The organism is Thalassovita aquimarina (genome assembly GCF_018219815.1).
Lineage (GTDB): Bacteria > Pseudomonadota > Alphaproteobacteria > Rhodobacterales > Rhodobacteraceae > Thalassobius > Thalassobius aquimarinus.
In genome coordinates this window covers 391,467-417,060 of sequence record NZ_JADMKU010000001.1, presented here as the reverse complement: position 1 = coordinate 417,060, position 25,594 = coordinate 391,467, and the positions used below count along the sequence as shown (strand labels likewise).

26 protein-coding genes and 1 tRNA gene are annotated in these 25,594 nt (G+C 62.1%); 19 read left to right on the top strand and 8 right to left on the bottom strand.

What is annotated here, in order from left to right; translation table 11 throughout:
* The first annotated feature begins 1 nt into the window (after position 1).
* From IT775_RS02040 to IT775_RS01975, 14 genes are all read left to right on the top strand, one after another.
* Positions 2-445: a hypothetical protein gene (locus tag IT775_RS02040; protein WP_212699393.1), complete on the top strand. Its 444-nt coding sequence runs from the start codon at positions 2-4 to the stop codon at positions 443-445.
* Entirely contained in the window at positions 442-1,485 is a 1,044-nt protein-coding gene (locus IT775_RS02035; protein WP_212699392.1) for a cysteine desulfurase family protein, read from the top strand. Before IT775_RS02040 ends, IT775_RS02035 begins: the two co-directional genes overlap by 4 nt.
* A 24-nt stretch (positions 1,486-1,509) precedes the next feature.
* Positions 1,510-3,045, top strand: a complete 1,536-nt coding sequence (gene sufB, locus IT775_RS02030; protein WP_212699391.1) for a Fe-S cluster assembly protein SufB — start codon at positions 1,510-1,512, stop codon at positions 3,043-3,045.
* 1 nt (position 3,046) lies between these two features.
* Positions 3,047-3,382: a hypothetical protein gene (locus IT775_RS02025; RefSeq protein ID WP_212699390.1), complete on the top strand. Its 336-nt coding sequence runs from the start codon at positions 3,047-3,049 to the stop codon at positions 3,380-3,382.
* Positions 3,379-4,251: an FkbM family methyltransferase gene (locus IT775_RS02020; RefSeq protein WP_212699389.1), complete on the top strand. Its 873-nt coding sequence runs from the start codon at positions 3,379-3,381 to the stop codon at positions 4,249-4,251. Before IT775_RS02025 ends, IT775_RS02020 begins: the two co-directional genes overlap by 4 nt.
* Entirely contained in the window at positions 4,248-4,562 is a 315-nt protein-coding gene (locus IT775_RS02015; RefSeq protein WP_212699388.1) for a heavy metal-binding domain-containing protein, read from the top strand. The genes IT775_RS02020 and IT775_RS02015 overlap by 4 nt, the downstream gene beginning before the upstream one ends.
* Before the next feature lies 1 nt (position 4,563).
* Positions 4,564-5,163 carry an SAM-dependent methyltransferase gene (locus IT775_RS02010; RefSeq protein WP_246525218.1) on the top strand — a complete coding sequence of 200 codons (600 nt, stop codon included), beginning with the start codon at positions 4,564-4,566 and terminating at the stop codon, positions 5,161-5,163.
* A gap of 36 nt (positions 5,164-5,199) precedes the next feature.
* Positions 5,200-5,955 (top strand): Fe-S cluster assembly ATPase SufC, encoded by a 756-nt coding sequence (gene sufC, locus IT775_RS02005; protein WP_212699387.1) that lies wholly within the window; start codon positions 5,200-5,202, stop codon positions 5,953-5,955.
* Positions 5,955-7,238 carry a Fe-S cluster assembly protein SufD gene (sufD, locus tag IT775_RS02000; protein ID WP_212699386.1) on the top strand — a complete coding sequence of 428 codons (1,284 nt, stop codon included), beginning with the start codon at positions 5,955-5,957 and terminating at the stop codon, positions 7,236-7,238. The genes sufC and sufD overlap by 1 nt, the downstream gene beginning before the upstream one ends.
* Positions 7,238-7,735: a YIP1 family protein gene (locus IT775_RS01995; protein ID WP_212699385.1), complete on the top strand. Its 498-nt coding sequence runs from the start codon at positions 7,238-7,240 to the stop codon at positions 7,733-7,735. Before sufD ends, IT775_RS01995 begins: the two co-directional genes overlap by 1 nt.
* Positions 7,722-8,303 (top strand): Yip1 family protein, encoded by a 582-nt coding sequence (locus tag IT775_RS01990; RefSeq protein WP_212699384.1) that lies wholly within the window; start codon positions 7,722-7,724, stop codon positions 8,301-8,303. The genes IT775_RS01995 and IT775_RS01990 overlap by 14 nt, the downstream gene beginning before the upstream one ends.
* Before the next feature lie 2 nt (positions 8,304-8,305).
* The gene (locus tag IT775_RS01985) at positions 8,306-9,526 is read left to right on the top strand and encodes a cysteine desulfurase (protein ID WP_212699383.1); all 1,221 of its coding nucleotides are present in this window, start codon (positions 8,306-8,308) and stop codon (positions 9,524-9,526) included.
* Positions 9,527-9,633: 107 nt separating this feature from the next.
* Positions 9,634-9,710: transfer RNA gene (locus IT775_RS01980), tRNA-Arg, on the top strand.
* Positions 9,711-9,934: 224 nt separating this feature from the next.
* Entirely contained in the window at positions 9,935-11,356 is a 1,422-nt protein-coding gene (locus IT775_RS01975) for an SDR family NAD(P)-dependent oxidoreductase (RefSeq protein WP_212699382.1), read from the top strand.
* Between the two features lie 77 nt (positions 11,357-11,433).
* Here the strand turns inward: IT775_RS01975 and IT775_RS01970 are convergent, their stop codons facing one another.
* Entirely contained in the window at positions 11,434-12,180 is a 747-nt protein-coding gene (locus IT775_RS01970; RefSeq protein ID WP_212699381.1) for a glutamine amidotransferase, read from the bottom strand.
* A 161-nt stretch (positions 12,181-12,341) separates the two neighbouring features.
* Positions 12,342-12,911 (bottom strand): peptidoglycan L,D-endopeptidase MepK, encoded by a 570-nt coding sequence (gene mepK / locus IT775_RS01965; RefSeq protein WP_212699380.1) that lies wholly within the window; start codon positions 12,909-12,911, stop codon positions 12,342-12,344.
* Between the two features lie 324 nt (positions 12,912-13,235).
* Between mepK and IT775_RS01960 the strand changes: the two genes are divergently transcribed.
* Genes IT775_RS01960 through IT775_RS01945 form a run of 4 tightly spaced genes read left to right on the top strand, consistent with a single transcriptional unit; the run spans position 13,236 to position 17,474 of the window.
* The gene (locus IT775_RS01960) at positions 13,236-14,849 is read left to right on the top strand and encodes a L,D-transpeptidase family protein (RefSeq protein ID WP_212699379.1); all 1,614 of its coding nucleotides are present in this window, start codon (positions 13,236-13,238) and stop codon (positions 14,847-14,849) included.
* A 34-nt stretch (positions 14,850-14,883) separates the two neighbouring features.
* On the top strand, positions 14,884-15,975 hold the full coding sequence (gene lpxD, locus IT775_RS01955; protein ID WP_212699378.1) for a UDP-3-O-(3-hydroxymyristoyl)glucosamine N-acyltransferase: 1,092 nt from the start codon (positions 14,884-14,886) through the stop codon (positions 15,973-15,975).
* A gap of 33 nt (positions 15,976-16,008) precedes the next feature.
* On the top strand, positions 16,009-16,269 hold the full coding sequence (locus IT775_RS01950; RefSeq protein WP_212699377.1) for a phosphopantetheine-binding protein: 261 nt from the start codon (positions 16,009-16,011) through the stop codon (positions 16,267-16,269).
* Positions 16,266-17,474: a beta-ketoacyl-[acyl-carrier-protein] synthase family protein gene (locus IT775_RS01945; RefSeq protein WP_212699376.1), complete on the top strand. Its 1,209-nt coding sequence runs from the start codon at positions 16,266-16,268 to the stop codon at positions 17,472-17,474. Before IT775_RS01950 ends, IT775_RS01945 begins: the two co-directional genes overlap by 4 nt.
* Before the next feature lie 82 nt (positions 17,475-17,556).
* Here IT775_RS01945 and IT775_RS01940 read toward each other — a convergent pair whose 3' ends face one another.
* Entirely contained in the window at positions 17,557-18,144 is a 588-nt protein-coding gene (locus IT775_RS01940; protein WP_212699375.1) for an invasion associated locus B family protein, read from the bottom strand.
* A gap of 425 nt (positions 18,145-18,569) precedes the next feature.
* On the opposite strand from IT775_RS01940, the gene IT775_RS01935 reads away from it, so the two are divergent.
* Positions 18,570-20,120: a helicase HerA-like domain-containing protein gene (locus tag IT775_RS01935; protein WP_212699374.1), complete on the top strand. Its 1,551-nt coding sequence runs from the start codon at positions 18,570-18,572 to the stop codon at positions 20,118-20,120.
* 108 nt (positions 20,121-20,228) lie between these two features.
* Here IT775_RS01935 and IT775_RS01930 read toward each other — a convergent pair whose 3' ends face one another.
* From IT775_RS01930 to IT775_RS01910, 5 genes are all read right to left on the bottom strand, one after another.
* Positions 20,229-21,239 (bottom strand): endonuclease/exonuclease/phosphatase family protein, encoded by a 1,011-nt coding sequence (locus IT775_RS01930; RefSeq protein WP_212699373.1) that lies wholly within the window; start codon positions 21,237-21,239, stop codon positions 20,229-20,231.
* Complete coding sequence (gene ugpC / locus IT775_RS01925) at positions 21,236-22,279, bottom strand: sn-glycerol-3-phosphate ABC transporter ATP-binding protein UgpC (protein ID WP_212699372.1); 1,044 nt, start codon at positions 22,277-22,279, stop codon at positions 21,236-21,238. Before ugpC ends, IT775_RS01930 begins: the two co-directional genes overlap by 4 nt.
* Positions 22,280-22,290: 11 nt before the next feature.
* Positions 22,291-23,172 carry an ABC transporter permease subunit gene (locus IT775_RS01920; protein WP_212699371.1) on the bottom strand — a complete coding sequence of 294 codons (882 nt, stop codon included), beginning with the start codon at positions 23,170-23,172 and terminating at the stop codon, positions 22,291-22,293.
* Positions 23,173-23,181: 9 nt separating this feature from the next.
* Complete coding sequence (locus IT775_RS01915; protein WP_212699370.1) at positions 23,182-24,069, bottom strand: ABC transporter permease subunit; 888 nt, start codon at positions 24,067-24,069, stop codon at positions 23,182-23,184.
* Positions 24,070-24,139: 70 nt separating this feature from the next.
* Positions 24,140-25,441, bottom strand: coding sequence for an extracellular solute-binding protein (locus IT775_RS01910; RefSeq protein ID WP_212699369.1), 1,302 nt, complete (start codon positions 25,439-25,441; stop codon positions 24,140-24,142).
* Positions 25,442-25,594 lie beyond the last annotated feature (153 nt).

The window sequence follows — 25,594 nt, the reverse complement described above, 5'->3', positions numbered from 1 at the left end:
CATGAACACCGCCGCTCTTTCCCCCCTTGATGCACTGCAGGCGTTGCCGCCCGTTCTTGACGGTGGCGATGGTGTTGTTGTCGTCGATGTCTGGGGGCGCCAGACACTGGCGGAGCAGCGGAAAAGACGTCGTTCGGATTTTGAGCGCATCGCTTTTCAAGGCATGGGGCTGGATGATCTGCTGCGGTTCCTTGATCGCGCAGCAGGGGATGCCCTCGAAACCTGGAGCGCGGAGAGCAAGTTCCTGACAAAAATGCGCAACCGGCTCACTGTGCCGAAGCCGGGATATGCAGAGATTTCAGGGGCCATTCTGATCCCGCTTTTGCGCTTGATGGACATCGAAGCGAAAGACGTGGCGGACCCTAATACCAAGTACTACCTGCGGGCAGATGTTGCGGCGGAGTTTGGCGCCGCTTTGCAAGAGATGAAGGACCGCGAGAAATGAACCGCGTCTATCTGGATCATAACGCTACCACGCCACTGCGGGCAGAGGCGCGCGCGGCGATGGTCGCGGCGATGGATGTCTATGGCAATCCGTCCTCGGTCCATGCCGAGGGGCGGGCGGCGAAAGCGGTGATCGAGAAGGCGCGCGGTCAGGTGGCGGCGGCCCTGGGCGCCGATGGCGCCGATGTGGTCTTCACCTCGAGCGCGACCGAGGCGGCGGCCTTGTGCTGCGCCGGGCGCGGATTTCACGGTGCGTTGGTCGAGCATGATGCCGTGTCGGCCTGGGTCGAACCGGACTTGCCGGTGAATGCGAATGGCGGCGTGACGGTGACCGATCCGGCTGCGTCGGTGCTGCAACTGGCCAATTCGGAAACCGGCGTGGTGCAGGATCTGCCCGAGGGTTTGGCACTGTCGGACATGACGCAGGCGTTCGGCAAGTTGCCTTTGGCCTTCAACTGGTCCGGGGCCACGGCGGCGCTGGTATCGGCGCACAAGCTGGGCGGGCCGAAGGGCGTCGGCGCGCTGGTGATCCGGCGCGGTACCGATATCGCGGCGCAACTGAAGGGCGGCGGGCAGGAAATGGGCCGGCGCGCGGGCACAGAGAACGTGATCGGCATTGCCGGTTTCGGCGCCGCGGCGGAAGTGGCGGCGCGCGACCTGGCCGAGGGGAGATGGGATCGCGTGGCCGTGCTGCGCGACAAATTGGAAACCACCCTCGCCGAATTGGCGCCGGAGACTATTTTCGTCGGCAAGGATGCCCAGCGGCTGCCCAATACCAGCTGTTTCGCCACGCCGGGGTGGAAGGGCGAAACGCAGGTGATGCAGATGGACCTGGCCGGCTTCGCCATCAGCGCCGGGTCAGCCTGTTCCAGCGGCAAGGTGCGCGCCAGCAAGGTGCTGACCGCGATGGGATATGACGAAGACGTGGCCGCCGGCGCGATAAGGGTGTCGCTGGGGCTGGAGACCGAAGAAGACGACGTGATGCGCTTTGCAGAAGCCTGGGCCGCAAAGCAGAAGAAATTCCACGCCCGCGCGGCGTGACCGAGACGCGAACTGGAGAAGAACATGACTGTTGTGGACAACCCCAAGGGGACCGACAAGGTGAAGGAAGGCGTCGATCAGGAAACGGTCGATGCCGTCCGCGAAGTCGGCGGCAAGTACAAATACGGCTGGGAAACCGAGATCGAGATGGAATACGCGCCCAAGGGCGTGAATGCCGATATCGTGAAGCTGATTTCGGACAAGAACGGCGAACCGGAATGGATGACCGAGTGGCGGCTGCAGGCGCTGGAGCGCTGGCAGCAGATGGAAGAACCGAAATGGGCGATGGTCAACTACCCGGAAATCGATTTCCAGGACCAGTATTACTATGCCCGTCCGAAATCGATGGAGGAAAAGCCCAAGTCGCTGGACGAGGTCGATCCCAAGCTGCTGGCCACCTATGAAAAGCTGGGCATCCCGCTGAAGGAACAGATGATCCTCGCCGGGATCGAAGGGGCGGACGAAGCCCCCGCCGAGGGCCGCAAGGTCGCGGTGGACGCGGTGTTCGACAGCGTTTCGGTGGGCACCACCTTCCAGGCGGAGCTGGAAAAGGCGGGCGTCATCTTCTGCTCGATTTCCGAGGCGATCAAGAAACACCCCGAGCTGGTGAAGAAATACCTCGGCTCGGTCGTGCCGCAATCGGACAACTTCTATGCCACGCTGAACAGCGCCGTGTTCTCGGACGGGTCGTTCGTCTACGTGCCGCCGGGGGTGCGCTGCCCGATGGAACTGTCGACCTATTTCCGCATCAACGCGGAAAACACCGGCCAGTTCGAACGCACGCTGATCATCGCCGACAAGGGATCCTACGTGTCCTACCTGGAAGGCTGCACCGCGCCGCAGCGTGACGTGGCGCAGCTGCACGCGGCGGTGGTCGAAATCATCGTCGAGGAAGACGCCGAGGTGAAATACTCGACCGTTCAGAACTGGTATCCGGGCGACGAGGAAGGCAAGGGCGGCATCTACAACTTCGTTACCAAGCGCGCCGATTGCCGTGGCGACCGGTCCAAGGTGATGTGGACCCAGGTGGAAACCGGCTCGGCAGTGACCTGGAAATACCCGTCCTGCATCCTGCGCGGCGATGACAGCCAGGGCGAGTTTTATTCCATCGCCATCGCGAACAATTACCAGCAGGCCGATACCGGCACCAAGATGGTGCATCTGGGCAAGAACACCAAGTCGCGCATCGTGTCGAAGGGCATCAGCGCGGGCCATGCGCAGAACACCTATCGCGGTCTGGTGTCGATGCACCCGAAGGCCAAGAACGGGCGCAACTATACCCAGTGCGACAGTCTGCTGATCGGCGACAAATGCGGCGCCCATACGGTGCCGTATATCGAGGTGCGCAACAATTCGGCCCGGGTGGAGCACGAAGCGACCACTTCCAAGGTCGATGACGATCAGCTGTTCTATTGCCGTCAGCGCGGCATGGACGAGGAAGAGGCCGTGGCGCTGGTCGTGAACGGGTTCTGCAAGGAAGTGCTGCAGGCGCTGCCGATGGAATTCGCGATGGAAGCGCAGCAGTTGGTGGCGATCAGCCTTGAGGGCTCGGTAGGCTAAGATGATCGGCAATTCCATAGAAGAGGCATTGCTGAAGCAGATCGATCACCCTGCGCATAAGAGCAGTTCCCGGGTTTCGGTGCTGGTCGGGGTGATTGTCGCTCTTCTTAGTGTGGTGGCGCTAAGCAGCGTCGCCAACATGACGATTGGGCTGATCTTCGGGATAGCCATTGGAATTGCAACGATTGTTGCGCTCACGACTTTGTTCGGGAAACGCGAGAAACAGACTCTGGCTCAGAAACTGCAGGCAAAACGAGATAGTTCTGAAGCCGAGCGAGCACGTCAGATCGCGGAAATGAAACGTAGCGGGTACTGGGACAAGAAAGACAAGCCATGACTCATCTGGCCAAGACATTGCTGACGTATCTGGCGGAGGGGCTTGCCCCCATCCGCCCGGTCCGCATTGCCGATGTCGGGGCCAATCCGATCGAAGCGCCGGTCTATGAGGCGCTGGCCGAGGCTGGGTTGGCCGAGGTCTGGGGATTCGAACCCAACGACACGGCGCGCGACGCGTTGGAGAAGGCCAAACTGGACTGTCTGCGCGTTCTGGGGCATGCGGTGGGCAAGCCCGGACCGGCGGTATTCAATGCCTATAAGGCGTCCGAGATGTCGTCGCTCTATAAGATGTCGGAAAAAAGCATCGGTTACCTGGGCCATTTCCGCCGCCATCTAGGCACTGAGGTCGAACATCAACTCGACCTGGTTGGACTGGATCAGCTGGACGACCTGCCGCCCGTCGACCTGCTGAAGGTCGATGCACAGGGGGCCGAAGTGCAGGTGCTGCAATCGGGGCGGCGCAAGTTGTCAAAGGCCGTCGCGGTGATCGCCGAGATGCGGTTTTACCGGCTCTACGATGGCGAACCGGATTTGCACGAACTCGATGCCGAGCTGCGCGCGCAGGGCTTCGTTTTGCATAAATTCATCCGTCCCAAGGCGCGTATGCTGCATAATTCGCAGAACGACAGGCTCAACCGGCGTCGCATCGGCAGCCAGCTGATCGACGGTGACGCGGTCTATATCCGCAGCTTCGAAGACCGCTCTGCATGGTCCGATGAACAGGTCGCGCATCTGGCGCTGCTGGCGGCGGGCGTGTTCGGCAGCCACGATTTGGCGCTGTTGTGCCTTGATGAACTGGCCGCGCGTGCCAATGTGCAGACCCTGGCCGCAGGCTATGTGTCCCATCTTCCGCAGGAGTATCTGGCATGATCGTTACCACCACCAATTCCATCGAGGGCCGCAAGATCACCGATTACAAGGGGATCGTCGTGGGCGAGGCGATCATGGGCGCCAACGTGGTGCGCGACATGTTCGCCGGGATCACCGACATCATCGGCGGCCGCTCGGGCGCCTATGAAAGCAAGCTGCAGGACGGCCGCGACACCGCCCTGCGCGAAATGGAACAGCGCGCCGCGGCGCTTGGCGCCAATGCCGTTGTCGGCGTCGATCTGGATTACGAAGTGGTGGGGCAGTCGATGCTGATGGTATCGGCATCGGGCACTGCCGTGGTGGTGGACTGACTTGGATACACGCCCCGATATCCCCAGCCGTCCCGAGCTGACGCTGCCCGAGGCAGAGGCGATCGCGCTGCGCCGCACCTATGCCGGGGCGGAGTGCATCCTCGAATACGGCAGCGGCGGGTCCACCGTGATGGCTGCCGAGCTGGGCAAGGTGGTTTGGTCGGTAGAAAGCGATCCGGACTGGGCGCGGATGATGCGCGATTACTTCGCCGCCAACCCGCCGAAGGGCGAGGTGCATGTCGTCCATGCCGATATCGGCCCGACCAAGGAATGGGGCCACCCGGTCGATGACAGCGAATGGAAAAAATTCCCCCGCTATCCGCTGGCGGTCTGGGACAATCCCCGCTTCACCCATCCCGACGTGGTGCTGGTCGATGGCCGGTTCCGGGTCGGTTGCGCCCTGGCAACGGCGTTCCGGATCACCCGTCCGGTGACGCTCTATATCGACGATTACGCAGACCGCAAGCGGCTGCACGCGATCGAGGATTTTCTGGGCAAGCCGGACGAGATGATCGGCCGGATGGCTCGTTTCAACGTCACACCAACCCCTGTGCCGCGCGACAAGCTGCTTGGGGTGGTTCAACTCATGACGCGGCCCTGACAGGGCTGCCACGCGAACAGGAAAAGGAAACTGAACATGCTGGAAATCAAGAACCTGCAGGTCAAACTGGAAGACGAGGACAAGCAGATCCTCAAGGGGCTGAACCTGACCGTGGAGACCGGTAAGGTCCACGCGATCATGGGCCCGAACGGGTCGGGCAAATCGACCCTGTCCTACGTGCTGTCGGGCAAGGGCGGGTACGAAGTCACCGGCGGCGAAGCGATCCTGGATGGCAAGAACATCCTGGAGATGGAAGCCGAGGAACGCGCCGCCGAGGGCCTGTTCTTGGCGTTCCAGTACCCGGTTGAAATCCCCGGTGTCGGCAACATGACCTTCCTGCGCACCGCGGTGAACGCGCAGCGCAAGGCGCGCGGCGAAGAGGAAATGTCCTCGACCGAGTTTCTGAAGGTGATCCGCGCCAAGGCGAAGGAACTGAAAATCGACGCCGAGATGCTGAAGCGGCCGGTCAATGTCGGTTTCTCGGGCGGTGAAAAGAAACGCAACGAGATCCTGCAGATGGCGATGCTGGAACCGAAAATGTGCATCCTCGACGAAACCGATTCCGGGCTCGACGTGGACGCGATGAAGCTGGTCGCCGAAGGCGTCAACGCGCTGCGCAGCGAAGGCCGTTCCTTCCTCGTCATCACCCACTACCAGCGCCTGTTGGATCATATCACGCCGGACGTCGTGCACATCATGGCCAACGGCAAGATCGTCAAAACCGGTGGTCCCGAACTGGCGCTGGAAGTCGAAAAGAACGGCTATGCCGATATCCTGGCGGAGGTGGCGTAATGGCGTTGACGCAGGTGAAACTGGACGCGACCGAGGCGCGGGTGTCGGCGATGAGCCTGCCTGCGGGTCCCGGCTGGCTGTCCGAGGCGCGCGAGGACGCGCTGGCGCGGCTGCGCGCGATGGGGCTGCCGGGACGGCGCGACGAATACTGGAAATACACCCGTCCCGACACGTTGGCGAACCCCGAGGTGACCCCGGCGGCGCTGTTCAGCGCGGATGAGGCAACGGTCTTCAATGACGTTGATCGTCTGCGGATCGTTTTCGTCGACGGCGTGTTCGATGCCGAAGCCAGTGACGATCTCGAAGCCGAGGGCATCGAGATTTCGCGCCTTGCCGATATCGATGCCGATATTCATTGGGCGAAGGGGCTTTACGGTGTGCTGGAAACCAACGGTCAGTCGCCGGTGGAACGCCCGCTGGCGGCGCTGAACAGTGCCTTTGCGACTGATGGCGTGCTGATCCGGGTGACCGGCAAGGTGTCGAAGCCGGTGAACCTGAGCTATCTCCACGCTTCGGAAACCTCGGACGCGATCCTGCACCACGTGATCAAGCTGGAAGAGGGCGCCGAACTGACCGTTCTGGAAAACGGCCCCGCCGCGGCACGGCTCAACAAGGTGATGGAGGTCAAGGTCGCCGACAAGGCGCGCTTCCACCATGTCCGTACCCAGGGGCGCGATCACGAACGCCGCGCCGCGACCCACATATTCGCCCGGCTGGGTGAGGAAAGCCTGTTCAAATCCTTCACGCTGACCGCCAACGGGGTGATGACACGCAACGAATGCGTGATCGAACTGACCGGTGACGACGCGGTGGCGCATGTCGCCGGGGCCTGCATGGGCGATGGTGAGTTCCATCACGACGACACCGTCTTCATCACCCATGACGCGGTGAATTGCGAAAGCCGCCAGGTGTTCAAGAAGGTGCTGCGCAACGGCGCGACCGGCGTGTTCCAGGGCAAGATACTGGTGAAGGAAGGGGCGCAGAAGACCGACGGCTACCAGATCAGCCAGTCGCTGCTGCTGGATGACGATTCACAGTTCCTGGCCAAGCCGGAACTGGAAATCTATGCCGATGACGTGGCCTGTTCGCACGGGTCGACCAGCGGCGCGATCGATGAAACGGCCCTGTTTTACCTGCGTTCGCGCGGCGTGCCCGAAGACCAGGCCACCGATCTTCTGGTGCTGGCCTTCCTTGCCGAAGCGGTCGAGGAAATCGAGGACGAAGGACTGCGCGAGGAAATCGTAGGCCGGCTGCAAGGCTGGCTGGAACGCCGGCGCGACTGATGTCGGTGACCCGAGATATCGTCGCCACCTACAAAGGCCCGGGCCGCGTGGTGGCCCGGATGGTCGCGCGCGGCCCGCGCGAGGACCGGGCGCTGGTCATCCTGATGATCGGTTGCGTCCTGGTCTTCGTCGCGCAATGGCCGCGGCTGGCGCGGCAGGCCTATATGACCGGGGAAGAGCTGGACATGCTGTTGGGCGGTACGCTTCTGGCATGGCTCTTCATCATGCCGCTGCTGCTTTACGTGATGGCCTTCATCGTGCATGTCGGCGCCCGCGCCTTTGGCGGCAAGGGCACCGGCTACGGCGCGCGGCTGTCGCTGTTCTGGGCGCTGTTGGCGTCCTCCCCGGTGCTGCTGTTCCACGGCTTGGTGGCGGGGTTCATCGGCGGCGGGCCGGTACTGGACGGGGTCGGGCTGTTGTGGCTGATGCTGTTTGCCTGGTTCTGGATCGCGGCGCTGGTCCGCGTCGAATGGGGGATGACCGATGACCCTGCCTGACCCGAAACAACTGGCGATTGATACGCTGCGCAATCCGCGCCATGCCGCGCGGCAGATTCTTGCCCTGCGGCTTGATGCGTCGCTGCTCTGGACCGCGCTGGCGCTGATCGTGGTGCTCAACGCGATCCTGAACGGGGTGACGGTGCCGTTGCTGGCGGTGCCGGAACTGGTGCCGGCGCCATTCGCGTCGCCCTGGATGTTTGCCATGATCCTTGGCGGCGGCATCGTGATCGGCACTTATGTCCTGACCTGGATCGGCCAGATGATGGGCGGCAAGGCGCAACTGGCCGATATGCTGGCGCTCGTTGTCTGGCTGCAGGGGCTGCGGCTGGTGCTGCAGGCGGTCGTCTTTCTGCTGTTTTTCGTCTCCACCTTTCTGAGCGACATGCTGGCGCTGGCCGCGGGGCTGTGGGGGATCTGGATCACCGTCGCCTTCATCGACGAAGCGCAAGGCTTCGGGTCGATCCTGAAGTCGATCATGGTGCTTGTCGCCTCCATGCTGGGCATCGCGATCTGCCTGTCTTTCTTCCTGCTCCTGATCGGAGCTTCACCCGCAGGAATGTCCTGATCATGTATGATGTTGAAAAAATCCGCGCCGATTTCCCGATCCTCGCGCGCGAGGTGAACGGCAAGCCGCTGACCTATCTCGACAACGGCGCCTCGGCGCAGAAACCACAGGTGGTGATCGATGCCATCACCCAGGCCTATTCCCACGAATATGCCAATGTGCATCGCGGGCTGCATTACCTGTCCAACCTCGCCACCGATAAATACGAGGCGGTACGCGGCACCATCGCCCGGTTCCTTGGCGCGGCGGACGAGGACGAGATCGTGCTGAATTCCGGCACCACCGAGGGCATCAACATGGTCGCTTATGGCTGGGCGATGCCGCGGATGGACGCGGGCGATGAAATCATCCTGTCGGTGATGGAACACCACGCCAATATCGTGCCGTGGCATTTCCTGCGCGAACGGCAGGGGGTGACCCTGAAGTGGGTCGATGTGGACGCCACCGGCGCGCTGGACCCGCAGAAGGTGATCGACGCGATCACCCCCAGGACCAAGCTGATCGCCATCACCCAGTGTTCCAACGTGTTGGGCACCGTCGTCGACGTGAAGGCGATCTGCGACGCGGCGCGTGAAAAGGGCGTGCCGGTGCTGGTCGACGGATCGCAGGGCGCGGTCCACATGCCGGTGAACGTGTCCGAAATCGGCTGCGATTTCTATGCCATCACCGGACACAAGCTCTATGGTCCCTCGGGGTCCGGGGCGATCTATGTCCGCAAGGAACGGATGGCCGAAATGCGCCCCTTCATGGGCGGCGGCGACATGATCAGGGAAGTCAGCAAGGACGCGGTGATCTACAACGATCCGCCGATGAAGTTCGAGGCCGGTACGCCTGGCATCGTGCAGACCATCGGGCTGGGTGTCGCGCTCGACTACATGATGGATCTGGGGATGGAAAACATCGCCGCGCACGAGGCCGGCTTGCGCGCCTATGCCAGCGAAAGGTTCACCGGGCTGAACTGGCTGAACGTGCAGGGCAACGCGGCGAACAAGGCGGCGATATTTTCCTTCACCATGGAAGGTGCTGCGCATGCGCACGACATTTCCACCATCCTCGACAAGAAGGGCGTCGCGGTGCGTGCCGGGCATCATTGTGCCGGGCCGTTGATGGATCATCTGGGCGTGTCGGCCACCTGCCGGGCGTCCTTCGGGCTTTATAACACACGCGAAGAGGTCGACACGCTGGTCGAGGCGCTGGAACTGGCGCACGATCTGTTCGGCTGACCCAAAGGCCGGGCGGGGCGCACGGCGCTGCCGCCCGGAATTTTTTGCCGTTTTCAGGCGCGTTACCGATTGCACCCGCAAATCGCTTGGGTTAATCACAGCCTCAGGCACCCATAGCTCAGCTGGATAGAGCGCTGCCCTCCGAAGGCAGAGGCCTCAGGTTCGAATCCTGATGGGTGCGCCATTTTCTTCCTCTACATGACTACTTGCGGACGCTTTGCCGTTTTAAACGATCGGGTCGTACGATGGTCTTGAGGCACTGGAACAGTGCAAGGCGTTGACATGGGTCAACGCGCAAAATCCGTTTCGTCCGTAAAAAGAGGCCATTGATACGCATGAGATAGACCGGAGCGGCGAAAGCGCCCGAGCGGAAGGATTGGACCCTTGGTTGCATTCAGGCCCACAAAATTGCTGATCTTTCTTGCCGTCTCGATAAGCCTTCTGGCGCTCTATCCAGATCGCGCAAGCGCCCAGTCCGACAAAGACCGCAAGGCGGTCCTGATCACCGGTGCGACCTCCGGGATCGGGTTGCGGATGGCGCAGGTTTTGTCGCGAAACGGGTTCTTCGTCTATGCCGGTGCGCGCAAGCCGGAGGACATGCAGCGGCTGAACCGGATGCCCAACGTGAAGTCGGTGCGGCTCGATGTGACGATACAAAGCGATATCGAGGCCGCGGTGGCTTTGGTGGAAACCGAAGGTCGAGGATTGTACGGGTTGATCAACAATGCCGGCGTCGCCCATATCGGCCCCCTGATCGAAACCCCGGAAAGCGATCTGGATTTCCTGTTCGACGTGAACCTGCTGGGGCCATTCCGGGTGACCAAGGCATTTGCCGACCTGATCATCGAAAGCGAAGGCCGTATCATGAACGTGACCTCGATCGCTGGCGTGATTTCATCGCCGTTTTCCGGCGTCTACAGCATGAGCAAGCACGGGCTGGAAGCCTATACCGACAGCTTGGCCGCCGAGATGGCGCGGTTCAATGTGCGTGTGGCGGCCGTAGAACCGGGCAATTACAAGTCGAAGATCGTAGCCTCGATGGTCAAGCGGATGCAGGCCGCGGGCTATTCCGGCGAAGGATCGCGCTACGGGTCGATGCTCGATCTTATCACCGGGCCGCTGGACCGGTCGCAATACAAGGACCCCGACGACGTTGCGCTGGCGGTTCTGGATTTCCTGACCGCGGATAATCCCAAGCCGCGCTATCTGGTCGTGCCGGAACAGGCCGAAGCGGAAATGACAATTCGCCGGGCCCTGCAGCAAGTCGTACAGCTCAATCAGGGGCACGCGTTCAGCTACAGCCGCGACGAATTGGTCGCGATGATGGACGAAGTGCTGCAGGCCGAGAAAGAGGCGCTGATCAGCCCGCCGGTGACCGGTATCAGCCTGCATGAGGCCGCGTTCAACGGCGACATTCCGGCGCTGCAAGCCGCCTTGGCGCAGGGCGCCGATCCGGATGCTCTCGATCCATCCGGCGCCACGGCGCTGATCGTGGCGACGACGTTCGACAAACCGCGCGCGGTCGAGGCGCTGTTGGCGGCGGGGGCAGAGGTGAACAAACCCAACCGGGATGGTTCGACCCCGCTGCACATGGCGGCGCTGCTGTGTCGCGAAGAGATCCTGACATCACTGCTCGCAAACGGTGCGGACAGATCGCTGCGCACCGTGTCGGGGGCGACGGCGCTCGAAATCGTGACGGTACCCTTCGAAGAGATAAAGCCGCTCTATGATTTTCTGGGATCGGTGCTCGGACCTTACGGGCTTGTGCTCGACCATGCGCGCATCCAGGCACAAAGGCCGGTCATCGCCGAGTTGCTTTCGGAACAATAGGTCCCGTATTCATCGACATCGCATGATGCACGCGGGTTTGATGGTGTGTCGACCGGCGCGCTATAAAGATGCGCGCTTCACGCCTGTCCCGCAGCGTAGCGGGTCACGAAATTGCGCAGGATGATTTCGGGCTGTGTCACGTGGGCGGCGCGGCACGTGGCGATCAGCGCTTCGGCCTCGTCTGGGTGGAAGTAGCCCTTGTCCTTGTACAGCCTGATGCGCAATTCGAACACGTCGCCGTCGGCTTCGGGGTGGAATTGCGTCGCGTAGACATTGGATTTGTAGCGCACCATCTGGAACGGGCAGGGGTCGGAGCTAAGCAGATGCACCCCGCCTTCCGGCAGGTGTTGCAGCGCTTCCTTGTGGCCGACAAAGGCGTTGAAGGCGCTGGTCACGCCATCCAGCAGGGGATCGGTCTTGCCGGCCTCGGTAAGGTGACATTCCACCGGGCCGACCGGTTCGCCATAGCGGTTCTTGCTGACCACCGCGCCGAGGTGATGGCCAAGGATGCCGATCCCGTAGCAGCAGCCAAGGAAAGGGATGTCGTCGCCGGTTATGCGCGGCATCAGCGACAGGATCTGCTTCTCGATCCGCGCCTCGACCGGGTCCTTGGTGGCGGCCGGGTCGGACACGCAGCCGGGGCCACCGCCGACGATCACCCCGGCGTAATCGGACAGGCGAAGATCGGGCAGGGTTTGCTGGTCCAGCCGGATGCGATGGGTTTGCGCCGCGTCGATCCCGCCCTTGCTCAGGAAGGCGCTGTATTCGTTATCGGCGGCCTCGTCTTCCGGGCGCAGTTGCAGGATCAGGAAGGGTTTGGTCATGTCGCGGGTCCTCTGGCGTCGGGGTTCCGGTTACCGCGTTGCGGCCTTCGGATCAATTGCCGGGCGTTCGGCCTGCGCCCGCGCAACCGGGGCCGAAACGAAAAACCCGTCCGAAGCGGACGGGTTTTGGGAACGGGTCGGAACGGTGTTGGTCAGAGGGATCAGGCGCCCCAAGTGCGGATCGGCCCGCAATCCATGTGCACGAAGTTCGATCGCGAATACCGACCGACCCCGCCGGCGGAACAGGCAGAGGCTGCGCGCGCCATCTGGCTGACCGAACGCGATGCCAAGCGCAAATCGGCGGCCTGGCCCTTCATGTGCAGCGAATTCTTGGCGACGCCGCGCGAATTGGATCGCAGCATGGCGTTGGTTTTCGGGCTACGGTAGCCTGAAAGGAGCATGTAAGGTTCGGTGACGTCCAACAGATTGTGCGACGCTGCCATGATGTCGATGGTCCGCGCGTCGATGTTCTTGGCGGTGTCGGTGCGCCAGTCGCGCATGAAATACGTGATTTCCTTCAGCGCGTCGGGAATGTATTCGCCTTCGATCCAGTAGATCATGTCCAGCTTTTCGCCGGTCCGACCGGAATACATCTTGATCCGGCGGATATCGCCGGAACCTCGAAGGAAGCCTGCTGCGTTGGAAAAAGTCGGTGCCGCGGCGATCGTGGTGGCTGCAAATGCACCTAGCAACCCGCGCCGCGAGAAGCTCGTAGAGCTGTGTTTCGTCATAGTAGCGCCCGTCCTGTCGCTTTCCTGTTGTCCGCGATGTTACGCGGAACCTGCCAATTCATCCCCAGATGCAGATGTTTTATTACATACAAGAAACATTCCACCAAGCGTCGTTTTAGGGGAAATTTCGCAAATCAAGCCGATTCGGCGATTTTTTGCTGATATAATTGTGAACGTGGTTACCGGATCGGGAAACCGCTGCACAACTGCATCAACCCCCTTGTCGATTTGTACTCTTGAGCAAATGTGAATGGACAGCATGCGTGAATTTGGCGAGATATGATGGTAGTATATCAACCATGTGATTTCAAAAGGGACGTGCCCATGCTGCCATTGACCCGTTCTTCTGTTTCCCGTTTCGCGGCGGTCGTTCTGACAGCCTGTGTGGTGTCCTCTGTCTCGCCGCAGACGGTGCAGGCCCAGATGCCGGCATTCCGGCAGGCGGTTGCAGAATATGCCTCCGACGATCGTGAACTGGCCCGGTTCTACCGCGAATCCGGGTTCGGGGCGGTGTGGACCGGCGAGGGCGAGGAACACCTCGCGCGGCGCAAGGCGCTTATTTCGGCGCTGCAAGGCGCGGCAAGCCACGGGTTGCCGACGGAACGCTATGATGTCGACGCGCTGATCGCGCAGATGCGTGCGGCGAAGACGCCGCGCGACCGCGGTATGCTCGACGTGGCGCTGTCCAAGGCCTATCTGCGCTATGCCCGCGACCTACAGTCGGGAATCGTGAAACCGTCCAGCATCGACGAAGGCGTGGTCCGCAAGGTGAAATTCCGCGACCGGGCGGAAAACATGGCCGATCTGGTCAACGGCAACCCCGCCGCGGTGATGCAGAATCTGCCGCCGCAGTCACATGAATATATCCGTCTGCGCAAGGAAATGCTGCGTCTGCAGGGATTGCTGGCGCGTGGCGGCTGGGGCGAAACCGTGCCGGGCAAGAAACTCGAACCCGGCGACCGGGGCGCATCGGTGGTCAAGCTGCGCAACAGGCTGATGCGGATGGGCTATCTCGATCGCAGCGCCACGATGGTATACGACAAGCAGATCGAAGCCGCGGTACAACTGTTCCAGGACGACCACGGGCTGGAAACCGACGGTGTGGTCGGGGCTTCGACCCTGTCGGAAATCAACGTACCGGTGGAACAGCGCCTGCATTCGGTGATGGTCGCGATGGAACGCGAACGCTGGCTGCCTCATGAGCGCGGCCAGCGTCACGTTTTGGTCAACCTGACCGATTTCACCGCAAAGATCGTTGACGACGGCAAGGTGACGTTCGAGACGCGCTCGGTTGTCGGGATGAACCAGCATGATCGCCGCAGCCCGGAATTTTCCGACGTGATGGAACACATGGTCGTCAACCCGACGTGGAACGTGCCCCGGTCCATTGCGGTCAAAGAATACCTGCCGATGCTGCAGAAAGATCCCAACGCGGTCAGCCATCTGCGGCTGACCGATGCCCGCGGCCAGTTGGTCAATCGTGGCGAGGTGGATTTCACCCAGTTCGACAAGCGGAATTTCCCCTTCGACATGAAGCAGCCGCCGTCGCGCCGCAATGCCCTGGGGCTGGTCAAGTTCATGTTCCCCAATCCCCAAAACGTTTACCTGCATGACACCCCGGCCAAGAGCCTGTTCGCGCGTGAAACCCGCGCCTTCAGCCATGGTTGCATCCGGCTGCAAGATCCGTTCGAATTCGCCTATGCGCTGCTGGCGCGGCAAAGCGACGATCCCCAAGGGCAGTTCCACAGCGTGTTGAAGACCGGGCGCGAAACCAAGATCGACCTGGAACAGCACATCCCGGTGCATATCATCTATCGCACCGCTACCGTGCCTGCGAAGGGCAAGGCGCATTACCGCCGCGACGTTTACGGACGCGACGGGCGAATCTGGAAGGCGCTTGAACAGGCAGGGGTGGTCTTGGACGCTGTTCGGGGATAAGTCTGGCCCCGGACGGAACCCCGGGGGCATTCGCATGAGCTACAGCATCAAGGAAATCGCGGCCTCTTTGGGGGCCGAGGCGTTCGGAAACACCGACTTGATCGTGTCCGGTGTGGCCGAACCCGCGATGGCGCAGGTCAGCGACTTGGCGCTGGCGATGAAGCCCGAATTCGCCGCCGGCCTGCCCATGGGGCGGGCGCGTGCCGCGATGCTCTGGGCCGGGGCCGACTGGCAGGAACTGGGGCTCGAGGCGGCGATCACCGCGCCGCGCCCGCGTTTCGCCATGGCCGGCCTGTCGGCGATGATGGATCCGGGGCAGGGATATGCGCCGGGCATTCACCCGTCCGCCGTGATCGATCCCACCGCGCAACTGGGCGACGGCGTGTCCGTTGGCCCGCTGGCCGTGATCGGCGCGGACGCGCGGATTGGCGACGGATCGGTGATCGGGCCGCACTGTTTCATTGGCAACGATGCGGTGCTGGGCGCGGGGGCATACCTGCGCGAAGGGGTCAAAATCGGCGCCCGCGTGACCATCGGCGCGCGCTTCATCGCCCAGCCCGGCGCGGTGGTGGGCGGCGACGGGTTTTCCTTCGTCACGCCTGAGGAATCGACCATCGAGCGGGTCCGCGACAGCCTGGGCGATCAGGGTGACCTAGCGTCGCAAAGCTATGCCCGCATCCATTCGCTGGGCAGCGTGACCATTGGCGACGACGTCGAACTGGGAGCCAACAGCTGCATCGACCGCGGCACCGTGCGCGACACCCGCATCGGCAACGGGGTGAAATTCGATAACCTCGCGCAGATCGGCCATAACGTGGAGATCGGCAACGATTGTTTGATCTGCGCCCAGGTCGGTGTCGCAGGATCGACACGTATCGGGAATAACGTCGTGCTGGGCGGACAGACCGGCGTCAGTGACAACCTGTTCATCGGCGATCATGCGATCACCGGGGGCGCCACCAAGGTTCTGGCCAATGTGCCCGCCGGACGGGTCATGCTGGGCTATCCGGCGATGAAAATGGAGACCCATATCGAGGTCTATAAGGGTTTGCGCCGCCTGCCGCGCCTGTTCCGGGACGTGGCGGCATTGCAGAAAGCTGTTTCCAAGTCGGCAAAGACCGACTAAATCAGCCTCAATCACGAGGAGAAGGCCGGGATCATGAGCATCAAGGACAAAGTGATCGAAATCATTGCAGAACAGGCGGTTCTGGAACCATCGGACGTCACGATGGAGAGCACGCTGGAAGACCTGGGCATCGACAGCCTGGGGTTGGTGGAAAGCATCTTCGCGATCGAGGAAGCCTTCGACATCACCGTGCCGTTCAACGCCAACGAACCCGAACAGAGCGATTTCGACATCTCCTCGGTCTCTTCGATCATCAGCGGGATCGAAAAGCTGGTGGCCGAGCAGACCGCATGAACCGCGTCGTCATCACCGGCGCGGGGACGATCAACGCGCTTGGGCATTCGGTCGGGGAAACGCTCGATGCCATGAAAGAAGGCCGTTGCGGCATCGGGGAGCTTGAATTTCGCGACGTCGACCGGCTGGCGATCAGGATAGGCGGCCAGGTCAAGGGCTTCGAAGCCGACGGCCGCTTCAACCGCCAGCAGATGACACTTTACGACCGCTTCACTCAGTTCACCCTGGTCGCGGCCGAGGAAGCGATGGCGCAGGCCGGGCTGGAATTCACCGGGGAACTGGCGGCAAAGGCCGGTGTCGTGCTGGGCACTGCGGGCGGCGGCGTGTCGACCTGGGATGACAATTACCGTGCGGTGTACGAGGAAGGGAAGAACCGGGTTCATCCCTTCGTTGTTCCCAAGCTGATGAACAATGCCGCGGCCAGCCACCTGAGTATGAAATACAACCTGAAGGGGCCATCCTTCACCGTGTCGACCGCCTGTGCATCGTCGAACCACGCGATGGCGCAGGCGTTCCAGATGGTGCGGTCAGGCATGTCCAAGGCGATGGTCACCGGCGGGTCGGAATCGATGCTGTGTTTCGGCGGCGTCAAGGCCTGGGAAGGGCTGCGGGTGATGTCCAAGGAAGCCTGCCGCCCGTTCAGCGCCAACCGCAACGGCATGGTTCAGGGCGAAGGCGCCGGTGTTTTTGTGTTCGAGGAATACGAACACGCCAAGGCGCGCGGGGCCGAGATCCTGTGCGAAGTCGTGGGTTACGCGATGTCCTCGGACGCGTCCGATATCGTGATGCCGTCGAAACAGGGCGCGGCGCGGGCGATTTCCGGCGCGCTTCAGGACGCCGGGATCAATGCCGACCAGGTCGGTTACATCAACGCCCACGGCACCGGTACGGCGGCCAATGACAAGACCGAATGCGCCGCCGTGGCCGACGTGTTCGGGCCGCATGCCGACAAGCTGATGATCTCTTCGACCAAGGCGATGCACGGCCACCTGATCGGCGCCACCGGTGCGGTCGAATTGCTGGCCTGTATCATGGCGCTGCGCGACGGGGTGGTTGCGCCCACGATCGGGTATGAGGAATTCGATCCCGAATGTGCGCTGGACGTGGTTCCCAACGAAGCGCGCGAGGCATCGGTCGACTATGCCTTGTCCAACGCCTTCGCCTTTGGCGGGCTGAACGCGGTCATGGCGCTGAAAAGGATCTGAGGCCTTCGCGATCTCAACCGGCCTGTCGGCAATGAAAAGGCCGCCCGAAGGGGCGGCCTTTCGCGTTTCCAGGTCTGGTCGGTTACTGGATCTTGGTCGGTGTCACCATTTCATAGCCGGCGGTGAAGCCTTTCAGCGACATGTCGACGTTCACCCGTTGATCGGGGGCCACGAAGGGCACGATCGACAAGGTCGCCTTGGAGCCGCGCTTGAATTCGGCGATTTCTTCGCTGCGCAGTCCGATACGGGCATAGCAGCCCAACCGGTCGCAGACGGTGAACGGATAGCGCCGGGGCTGATTGCTATCGACGGACATGGTCAATTGCGCCGTCAGCAGGGTTTCCAGCGGCACCGCGATCACCGCGCCAGCTTCCGCTTCGCCGCCGTTTTCCAGCCGGAACAGGCGTATCGTGGCCAGCATTCCGCCGTCTTCTGCGGTCATTTCCTGCAGCAGCTGGCAGGGTTCCTCGTCGCTGCCCGTGCTCAGGCATTCCAGTTTCCAATCACCCGAGCTTTCCCGGATATAGGGTTCTACCTGGGCCTGTTCGCCCAAGCTCAGGCCCGGGGCGGCAGGATCTGCCGCGGGTTGCTGCGCGGTTTCCTGCGCGACCGCGGCTCCGGTCAGGGCCAGCGCCGCGATGACCGGAAGAATATTCAAAAATTTGGGCATGTTATCCCCATCATTGCTCGGTTTTCTATGGCACGGCTCTAGCATGGCTGCGCATGGCTGTCAGGCGGGAAAGACGTCACGAAGACGGGAAATGGCAAATTCCTGCCCAGTTTAAAATCGATACGCCTGAAATGACGAAAAGGGGCCAAATACATGACCCCTTTCCGAAATTTTGTCTCCCCGTCGGACTGGCCGACTTATTCATTAACGAAACGCTAGGACGTTTGTAACAATCCGTCAACAGGGTTCACCAAGAAAGAATGCAAAAAAAACGGCGCGGCCTTGAAAATTGCGACTGTCGGCATATCCCGGGGCAACTCAACGATCGCTGCGGAAGCCGGTGTGGCGTATTTTTTACTGTGACATAAAGGGCTTAACGATGTAGTTTTACGCTGGACGGGATTGATTAAAGAAAAGGCATTCGGGTGCAGGACAGTATTTTCATCGGCGGTGGTGGCGAAGGATACGGCGAAAAGCAGGGGCTGAAGCTGAAATATGCCAATCGCCACGGTCTGATCGCCGGCGCTACGGGGACCGGCAAGACCGTCACGTTGCAAATCATGGCCGAAGAGTTTTCCGCCCGGGGCGTGCCGGTCTTCCTGTCGGACGTCAAGGGCGACCTGTCGGGGCTTGCCGCTGCGGGCTCGCCCGACTTCAAGCTGCATGACGCGTTCATGGACCGCGCGGGTAAGATCGGGTTCGGTGACTACAGTTATCAGGCGTTCCCGGTCACCTTCTGGGATCTGTTCGGCGAACAGGGCCATCCGGTGCGCACCACGGTGGCGGAGATGGGCCCGTTGCTGATTTCGCGGCTGCTGGAACTGAGCGAGGCGCAGGAAGGCATCCTCAACATTGCCTTCCGGCTGGCCGATGAGCAGGGGCTGCCGCTCTTGGACCTGAAGGACCTACAGGCGCTGCTGGTCTGGGTCGGGGAAAACCGTGCCAACCTGAGCCTGCGCTATGGCAATATTTCCGTCCAGTCGGTGGGTGCCATCCAGCGCCGTCTGCTGGTGCTGGAAAATCAGGGCGGGGCGAAACTGTTCGGCGAACCGGCTTTGGAACTGGCGGACCTGATGCGCACCGATCTCGACGGGCACGGGCGGATCAACATCCTGGCCGCGGACAAGCTGATGGCCTCGCCACGGCTCTACGCGACCTTCCTGCTGTGGCTTCTGTCGGAACTGTTCGAGGACCTGCCCGAGGTGGGCGATCCCGACAAGCCGAAGCTGGTCTTCTTCTTCGACGAGGCGCATCTGCTGTTCGACGACGCGCCCAAGGCGCTGGTCGACAAGGTGGAACAGGTGGCGCGGTTGATCCGGTCCAAGGGTGTAGGGGTCTATTTCATCACCCAGAATCCCGCCGACGTGCCCGAGGATATCCTCGGCCAGCTGGGCAACCGGGTGCAGCACGCGCTGCGCGCCTTCACCGCGCGCGACCGCAAGGAATTGCGGCTGGCCGCAGAAACCTATCGCGACAATCCCCGCTTCGATACCGAAGAGGCGATCCGCGAAGTGGGCGTCGGCGAGGCGGTGACATCGTTCCTGGCCAAGAAGGGCGTGCCGGGGGTGGTCGAACGCACGCTGATCCGGCCGCCGTCGTCGCGGCTGGGGCCGATCGATCCGGGCGAGCGCAAGCGGCTGATCGACGCCTCGCCCATCGCCGGCAAATACGAGGTGCTGAACGACCGGCATTCGGCCTATGAAATCCTTGCCAAGCGGGCGCAGCAGGCGGCGGAGAACGCCGAGGAAGCCGAGCGGCGCGAGGCCGAGGCCGACGAGATGGAACGCGAATTCAAGGCGGCGCGGCGCTATACCGGTGCCCACGTCAAGCGGTCGACATCGCGCAAAAGCCGCAGCAATGCGCGTGGGGATACCGTGGGAGAGGCGCTTGGGAAGGCGCTGGTCAAGGAATTGCGCGGTACCACGGGACGGCGGATCGTGCGCGGCATCCTGGGCGGATTGTTCAAGGGGCGCTGAGGGGGCGGGCAGGGGGCCTTGCCCCCTCTGCGTTGAAAATCTGTCAGATTTTCAACGCATTCACCCCCAGGATATTTCCCAAAAGAAGAAGCCCGGATAGGGGCTTTGTCAGGGTCCGGAAGCCAGGTTCAGCCGGCACCAGATCGCTTCGTGATCGGATAGGGGGCGGCTGTCGGTGTCGATCGCGGGGAGGAGCCGGTTTTCGAAACAGTTCAGGCCGCGGGTGCAGAACCAGTCGAGCTTCATCCGCCGTTCGGGATGCGGGGTGATCAGGCTGGGCCGCGTGGTGACGCCCGCAGGCGTTGCGCTCCAGTCGTAACCGCGGGTTTCGGCAAGCGAAAACAGCGTTTCGTCGCGCCAGTCGAACCGGGGCGGCAGGTGATTGCCGGTATTCAGGTCGCCGCCGATGACCACCGGCATGCCCGGTGCGAACTCTTCCAGCGCGTCGAGCAGAACCGCGAACTGTTCATGTCTGTGCTGGGCAGAGGCGTTGCTTTCGAGATGGGGGGAGACGACACAGACCGGGCCGGTTTGCGACGGCAGCACCGCCGCGATCGCCATGCGACCGCCCAGGCGCGGCTGTTGCGGGTCGCCCGCGCCGTCGTTGCCGTTGAACCAGTGACCATGATCGTCGAGCCGGATCAGTGTCACCCGTTGCGGCGGCACCGCCGACAGGATCGCGTTGCCATGCCAGCCGAGCGCGTTGAAATCGTCGCGGCAGAAGGCCATTTCGGTCGGGCCACCGAGGTCGAGTTCGAAAAATTCCACCCCGAAAACATAGGTCATGCCTAGTGCGCGGGCCATGTCCGCCGTGGTGTGGCGCTGGCAGGTGCGGGCCATGCCGTGATCGACCTCGGACAGCAGAACGACCTGCGGCTCGAGCGGCGCGATATGGCGTGCGCTGTCTTGCGGGAACAGGCAGCGTTCGACGTTCCAGGCGATGACCGACAGGGTGTCCGGCAGCGTGTCCTGCGTCGCCGCGCCGCCGGTTTGCAGCGCGGTCATCGCCGGTATATCGGCCATCAGCGCGCGATGCGCCTCTGCTGTGCGCGGCGCCGACAGGATGCGGGCGCGTTCGGCATTGGTGACGGCGGGCAAGGTATCCAGAAGCGTGGTCATAGCCGGCTGCCGGTGGTGTCGAACAGGCAAAGCTTGGAGGGGTCGATACGTACGCCGTGGCGGCCCGGTTCGACCGTCACATCCTTCAGCAAATGGGTGGTGAAGGGTTGCCCGGCCACCTTGCCATGCAGCAGCCGGTGCGCGCCCAGTTCCTCGATCAGGTCGATGTCGAAATGCAGTGCGCCGGCAGCATCGAGTTTGACGTCTTCGGGGCGGATGCCCAGCGTGACCGGCCCGGTCTTGCCGTTCGGCGCGGCGGCGACATGGGCGCCGCCATCGAGCTGTACCGTGCCGTCGGCGATCCGCGCATCGAGCAGGTTCATCGGCGGTGCGCCCATGAAGGAGGCCACGAAGGTCGAGGTCGGGTTATGGTAGATCTCAGACGGGGAGCCGATCTGTTCGATCCGGCCGCCGTTCAGAACGATGATCCGGTCGGCCATGGTCATCGCCTCGACCTGGTCATGGGTGACGTAGATCGAGGTGACGCCGAGCCGCCGCTGCAGCGCCTTGATTTCGATCCGCATCTGGTTGCGTAGCTTGGCGTCGAGATTGGACAGTGGTTCGTCGAACAGGAACAGCGCCGGGTCGCGCACGATGGCGCGGCCCATCGCGACGCGCTGGCGCTGACCGCCGGACAACTGCGACGGCTTGCGGTCGAGATAGTCGCCCAGGTTCAGCATCTGCGCCGCCTCGGCCACTTTGCGTTCGATTTCATCACCGGGGGTTTTGCGGTTCTTCAGCCCGTAGGCGATGTTCTTTTTAACGGTCATGTGCGGGTAAAGCGCATAGTTCTGGAACACCATCGCGATATCGCGGTCGGCCGGATCGGTATGGTTGACCACGCGGTCGCCGATCATCAACTCGCCCTCGGTGATCTCTTCGAGCCCGGCGATCATCCGCAACAGGGTGGATTTTCCGCACCCCGAAGGCCCGACCAGCACGACGAATTCACCGTCCTGGATGTGGAAGCTCGACGGGGTGACCGCCTCGGCCCCGTTGGGATAGATCTTGCGTACAGAATTGAGTTTGACCTCAGCCATGTTGGATTTCCCTACTTATCAGATTCCGTCAGGCCCTTGACGAACCAGCTCTGGAAGAAGATGACGATCGCCACCGGCGGCACCACGGCGATGATCGCCAGCAGGTTGGAACGTCCGAATTCCGGAACGGCGGCGCCTTCCAAAACCTGGGTGATCTGCTTGATGCCGCGCACCAGCGTGTACATGCTTTCCTCGGTGGTGATCATGGTCGGCCACAGGTACTGGTTCCAGCCATAGACGAACATGATGATGAACATCGCCGCGATCATCGTCTGCGACAGCGGCACCAGGATATCGACGAAGAACTTCACCGGCCCGGCGCCGTCGATCCGCGCCGCTTCGACCAGTTCCTCGGGCACTGAGCGGAAGAACTGTCGGAAGAAGAAGGTGGCGGTGGCCGAGGCGATCAGCGGCACGATCAGCCCGTGATAGGTGTTGAGCATGCCGAGGTTCTGTACCACCTTGTAGGACGGCAGAATGCGCACTTCGAGCGGCAGCAGCAGCGTGGTGAAGATCAGCCAGAAGGCGATGGTGGCGAAGCGCAGCCGGAAATAGACCAGCGCATAGGCCGCCATCATCCCCAGCACGATCTTGCCGAAGGCGAAGCCGAGCCCGAGGATGAAGGAATTCAGCATCATCCGCAGCCCGGTGTTTTCGCCGGAAAAGCCCGAAGCCTGAACCATCGCCTTTTGCAGGTTCTCGTCGAACTGGTCGCCGATTTTCAGCTGCGGGCCGTGCTGGATGATGTCGGTATCGGGCATGGTGGTGGTCTGCAGTACGATCAACAGCGGCAGCAGCATGAAAAGCGACCCCGCGATCAGCACCGCGTGGTCCAGAAGCACGGTCCAGCGGATCGGACGGCGGGCGGTTCGTGTGACGGAAATATCGACCATTGGGAAACCTCAGGTGTAATGAATGCGGCGTTCGACAAGCCGGAACTGGAACACCGTCAGCGCCAGCACCAGCACCAGCACCATCAGGATCACCGACTGCGCCGAGGACCCGCCAAGGTCGTTGCCGCGGAACCCGTCGACATAGACCTTGTAGACCAGCGTCATCGGGTTGTTGCCCGGTTCGCCCTTCACCAGCGTGTCGACCACCCCGAAGGTGTCGAACAGCGCATAGGTGATATTGGTGATCAGCAGGAAGAATCCGGTCGGCGCCAGCAGCGGGAAGGTGATGTCCCAGAACCGTCCCGAGGCCGAGCGGTTGTCGATCAGTGCCGCTTCGCGCACCGATTTCGGGAACGATTGCAGCCCCGACAGGAAGAAGATGAAGTTGACCGGCACCTGCTTCCACACCGACACCAGCACCATCGCGAAGGCGGTGTCGTTGAATTTCACCCCCAGCACGAAATCCCAGCCGACAAGGCCGGCAAGGTTGGTCAGCGGGCCCCAGGTCTGGTTGAACATGATGACGCCGATGAAGCCCGCGACCGGGGGCGCCACGGCATAGACCCACATCAGCAGGGTGCGATAGGTCTTGGCCCCGCGCAGTATGGTGTCGGCCTTGACCGCCAGCAAAAGCGCGATGGCCAGCGAAAGGAAGGTCACCAGCAGGGTGAAGATCACCGTGAACCAGGCGACCTTGCGGTATTCGGCGGATCCGAACAGGTCGGCGTAGTTTTCGAAGCCCACGAAGGTCGATCCGAATCCGAACGGATCCTGCAGGAAGAAAGAGGACTGAACCGCCTCGAGAGCGGGCCAGTAGAAGAAGATGGCGACGATCGACAGTTGCGGGATCAGCAGCAGGATCGGAAGCCAGGTATTGGCGAAGCCAGCGCGTTTCACATTCGGGCCCTTTCAAGCGGAACCGACGGCCACGGGGGCGGCCACCGGTGATCGTGACATCGTACCGGTCTTACGACTGGGTCTTGCCGAAGCGGGCCAGCAGTTTGTTGGCTTCGTCTTCGATGGTCTTGAAGGCGGTTTCGACATCGGTTTCGCCGGTCAGGATGCGGCCGTATTCACGGTTCATCACGTCGCGGATCTGGACGTAGAAGCCCATGCGATAGCCCTTGGTGTTCTTGCCGCCGGGCAGCGACAACTGCTTGATGCCGACCTCGGCCGCCGGGAAGCGGTCATAATGGCCGTCTTTCTTGGCCAGTTCGTAGGCGGCTTCGGTGACCGGTACGTAGCCGGTCGACTTGTGCCAGTAATACTGAACCTCGGCCGAGGTCAGGAAGCGGAAGAATTCGGCCGTGGCCTTGTTTTCCTCGGCCGACTTGCCGGCCATCGCGAACAGCGACGCACCGCCGATGAAGGTCTGGGTCGGTTCCTTGGTCACCGCTTCCCAGTAGGGCAGGTAGGTGGCGGAGAATTCGAACGGCAGGTCTTTCTTCATCAACCCGCCGAACGATCCCGAAGACCCCAGCCAGATCGCGACCTTGCCCTGTTCGAACGGCGCCTGGTTGTCGCCCCAGCCGGTGCCGAACCATTCGAAATAGCCGTCCTTCTGCCATTCGGTCACGGCCTTGAAGTGGGCCTTGATTTCGGGGCTGTTCACCAGGATCTTGGTGTCGGTGCCGTCATAGCCGTTGTTATTGGTGGCAAAGGGCAGGTTGTGGCGCGAGAAGAAGTTTTCGGTGAAGATCCACGGCAGATGCGACTGCGACAGGGCGGTGTAACCGGCCTTCTTCAGCGCGGGCGCGGTCACCGACTGGAATTCTTCCCAGGTCTTCGGCGGGGTCACGCCGGCTTTTTCCAGGGCGTCCACGTTGTAATACATGATCGGCGAGGACGAATTGAACGGCATGCCGATCATCTTGTCTTCGCTGTCGGCGTAGAAATAGCGCACGCCCGAGATGTAATCGTTGATGTCGAAGGTGAGGCCGTTGTCGGTCAGCAGGTCCTGCACCGGGATGGTGGCGCCCTTGGCGCCGATCACGGTCGCGGCACCGGCATCGAAGACCTGCAGGATGTTGGGCTGTTCGCCGGCACGGAAAGCGGCGATTCCGGCGGTTAAGGTTTCCTCGTAGGTGCCCTTGAAAACCGGGGTGATCTTGTATTCGCCCTGGCTGGCGTTGAAGTCGGCCGCGATCTGGTTGACGGTGTCGCCCAATGCGCCGCCCATGGCGTGCCACCAGGTGATTTCGGTTTCCGCGAAGGCTGCATTGGCAACCATCGCGAAAGCGGCTGCCGCGGTAACGGTGATACGGTTCATTCTTTCTCTCCGCTCGGCCTTGCCCGGCGGGCAAGGTTTGAATGGGCCGCTGCGGCATCGGACTGCCGGGTCAGCGGAATGGCAAAGCGCCCCGGAAGGGACGGTGCAGCCGGGGGGCCGGGGTTGAAATCAGGAGAATCGAATTTCCGGTTA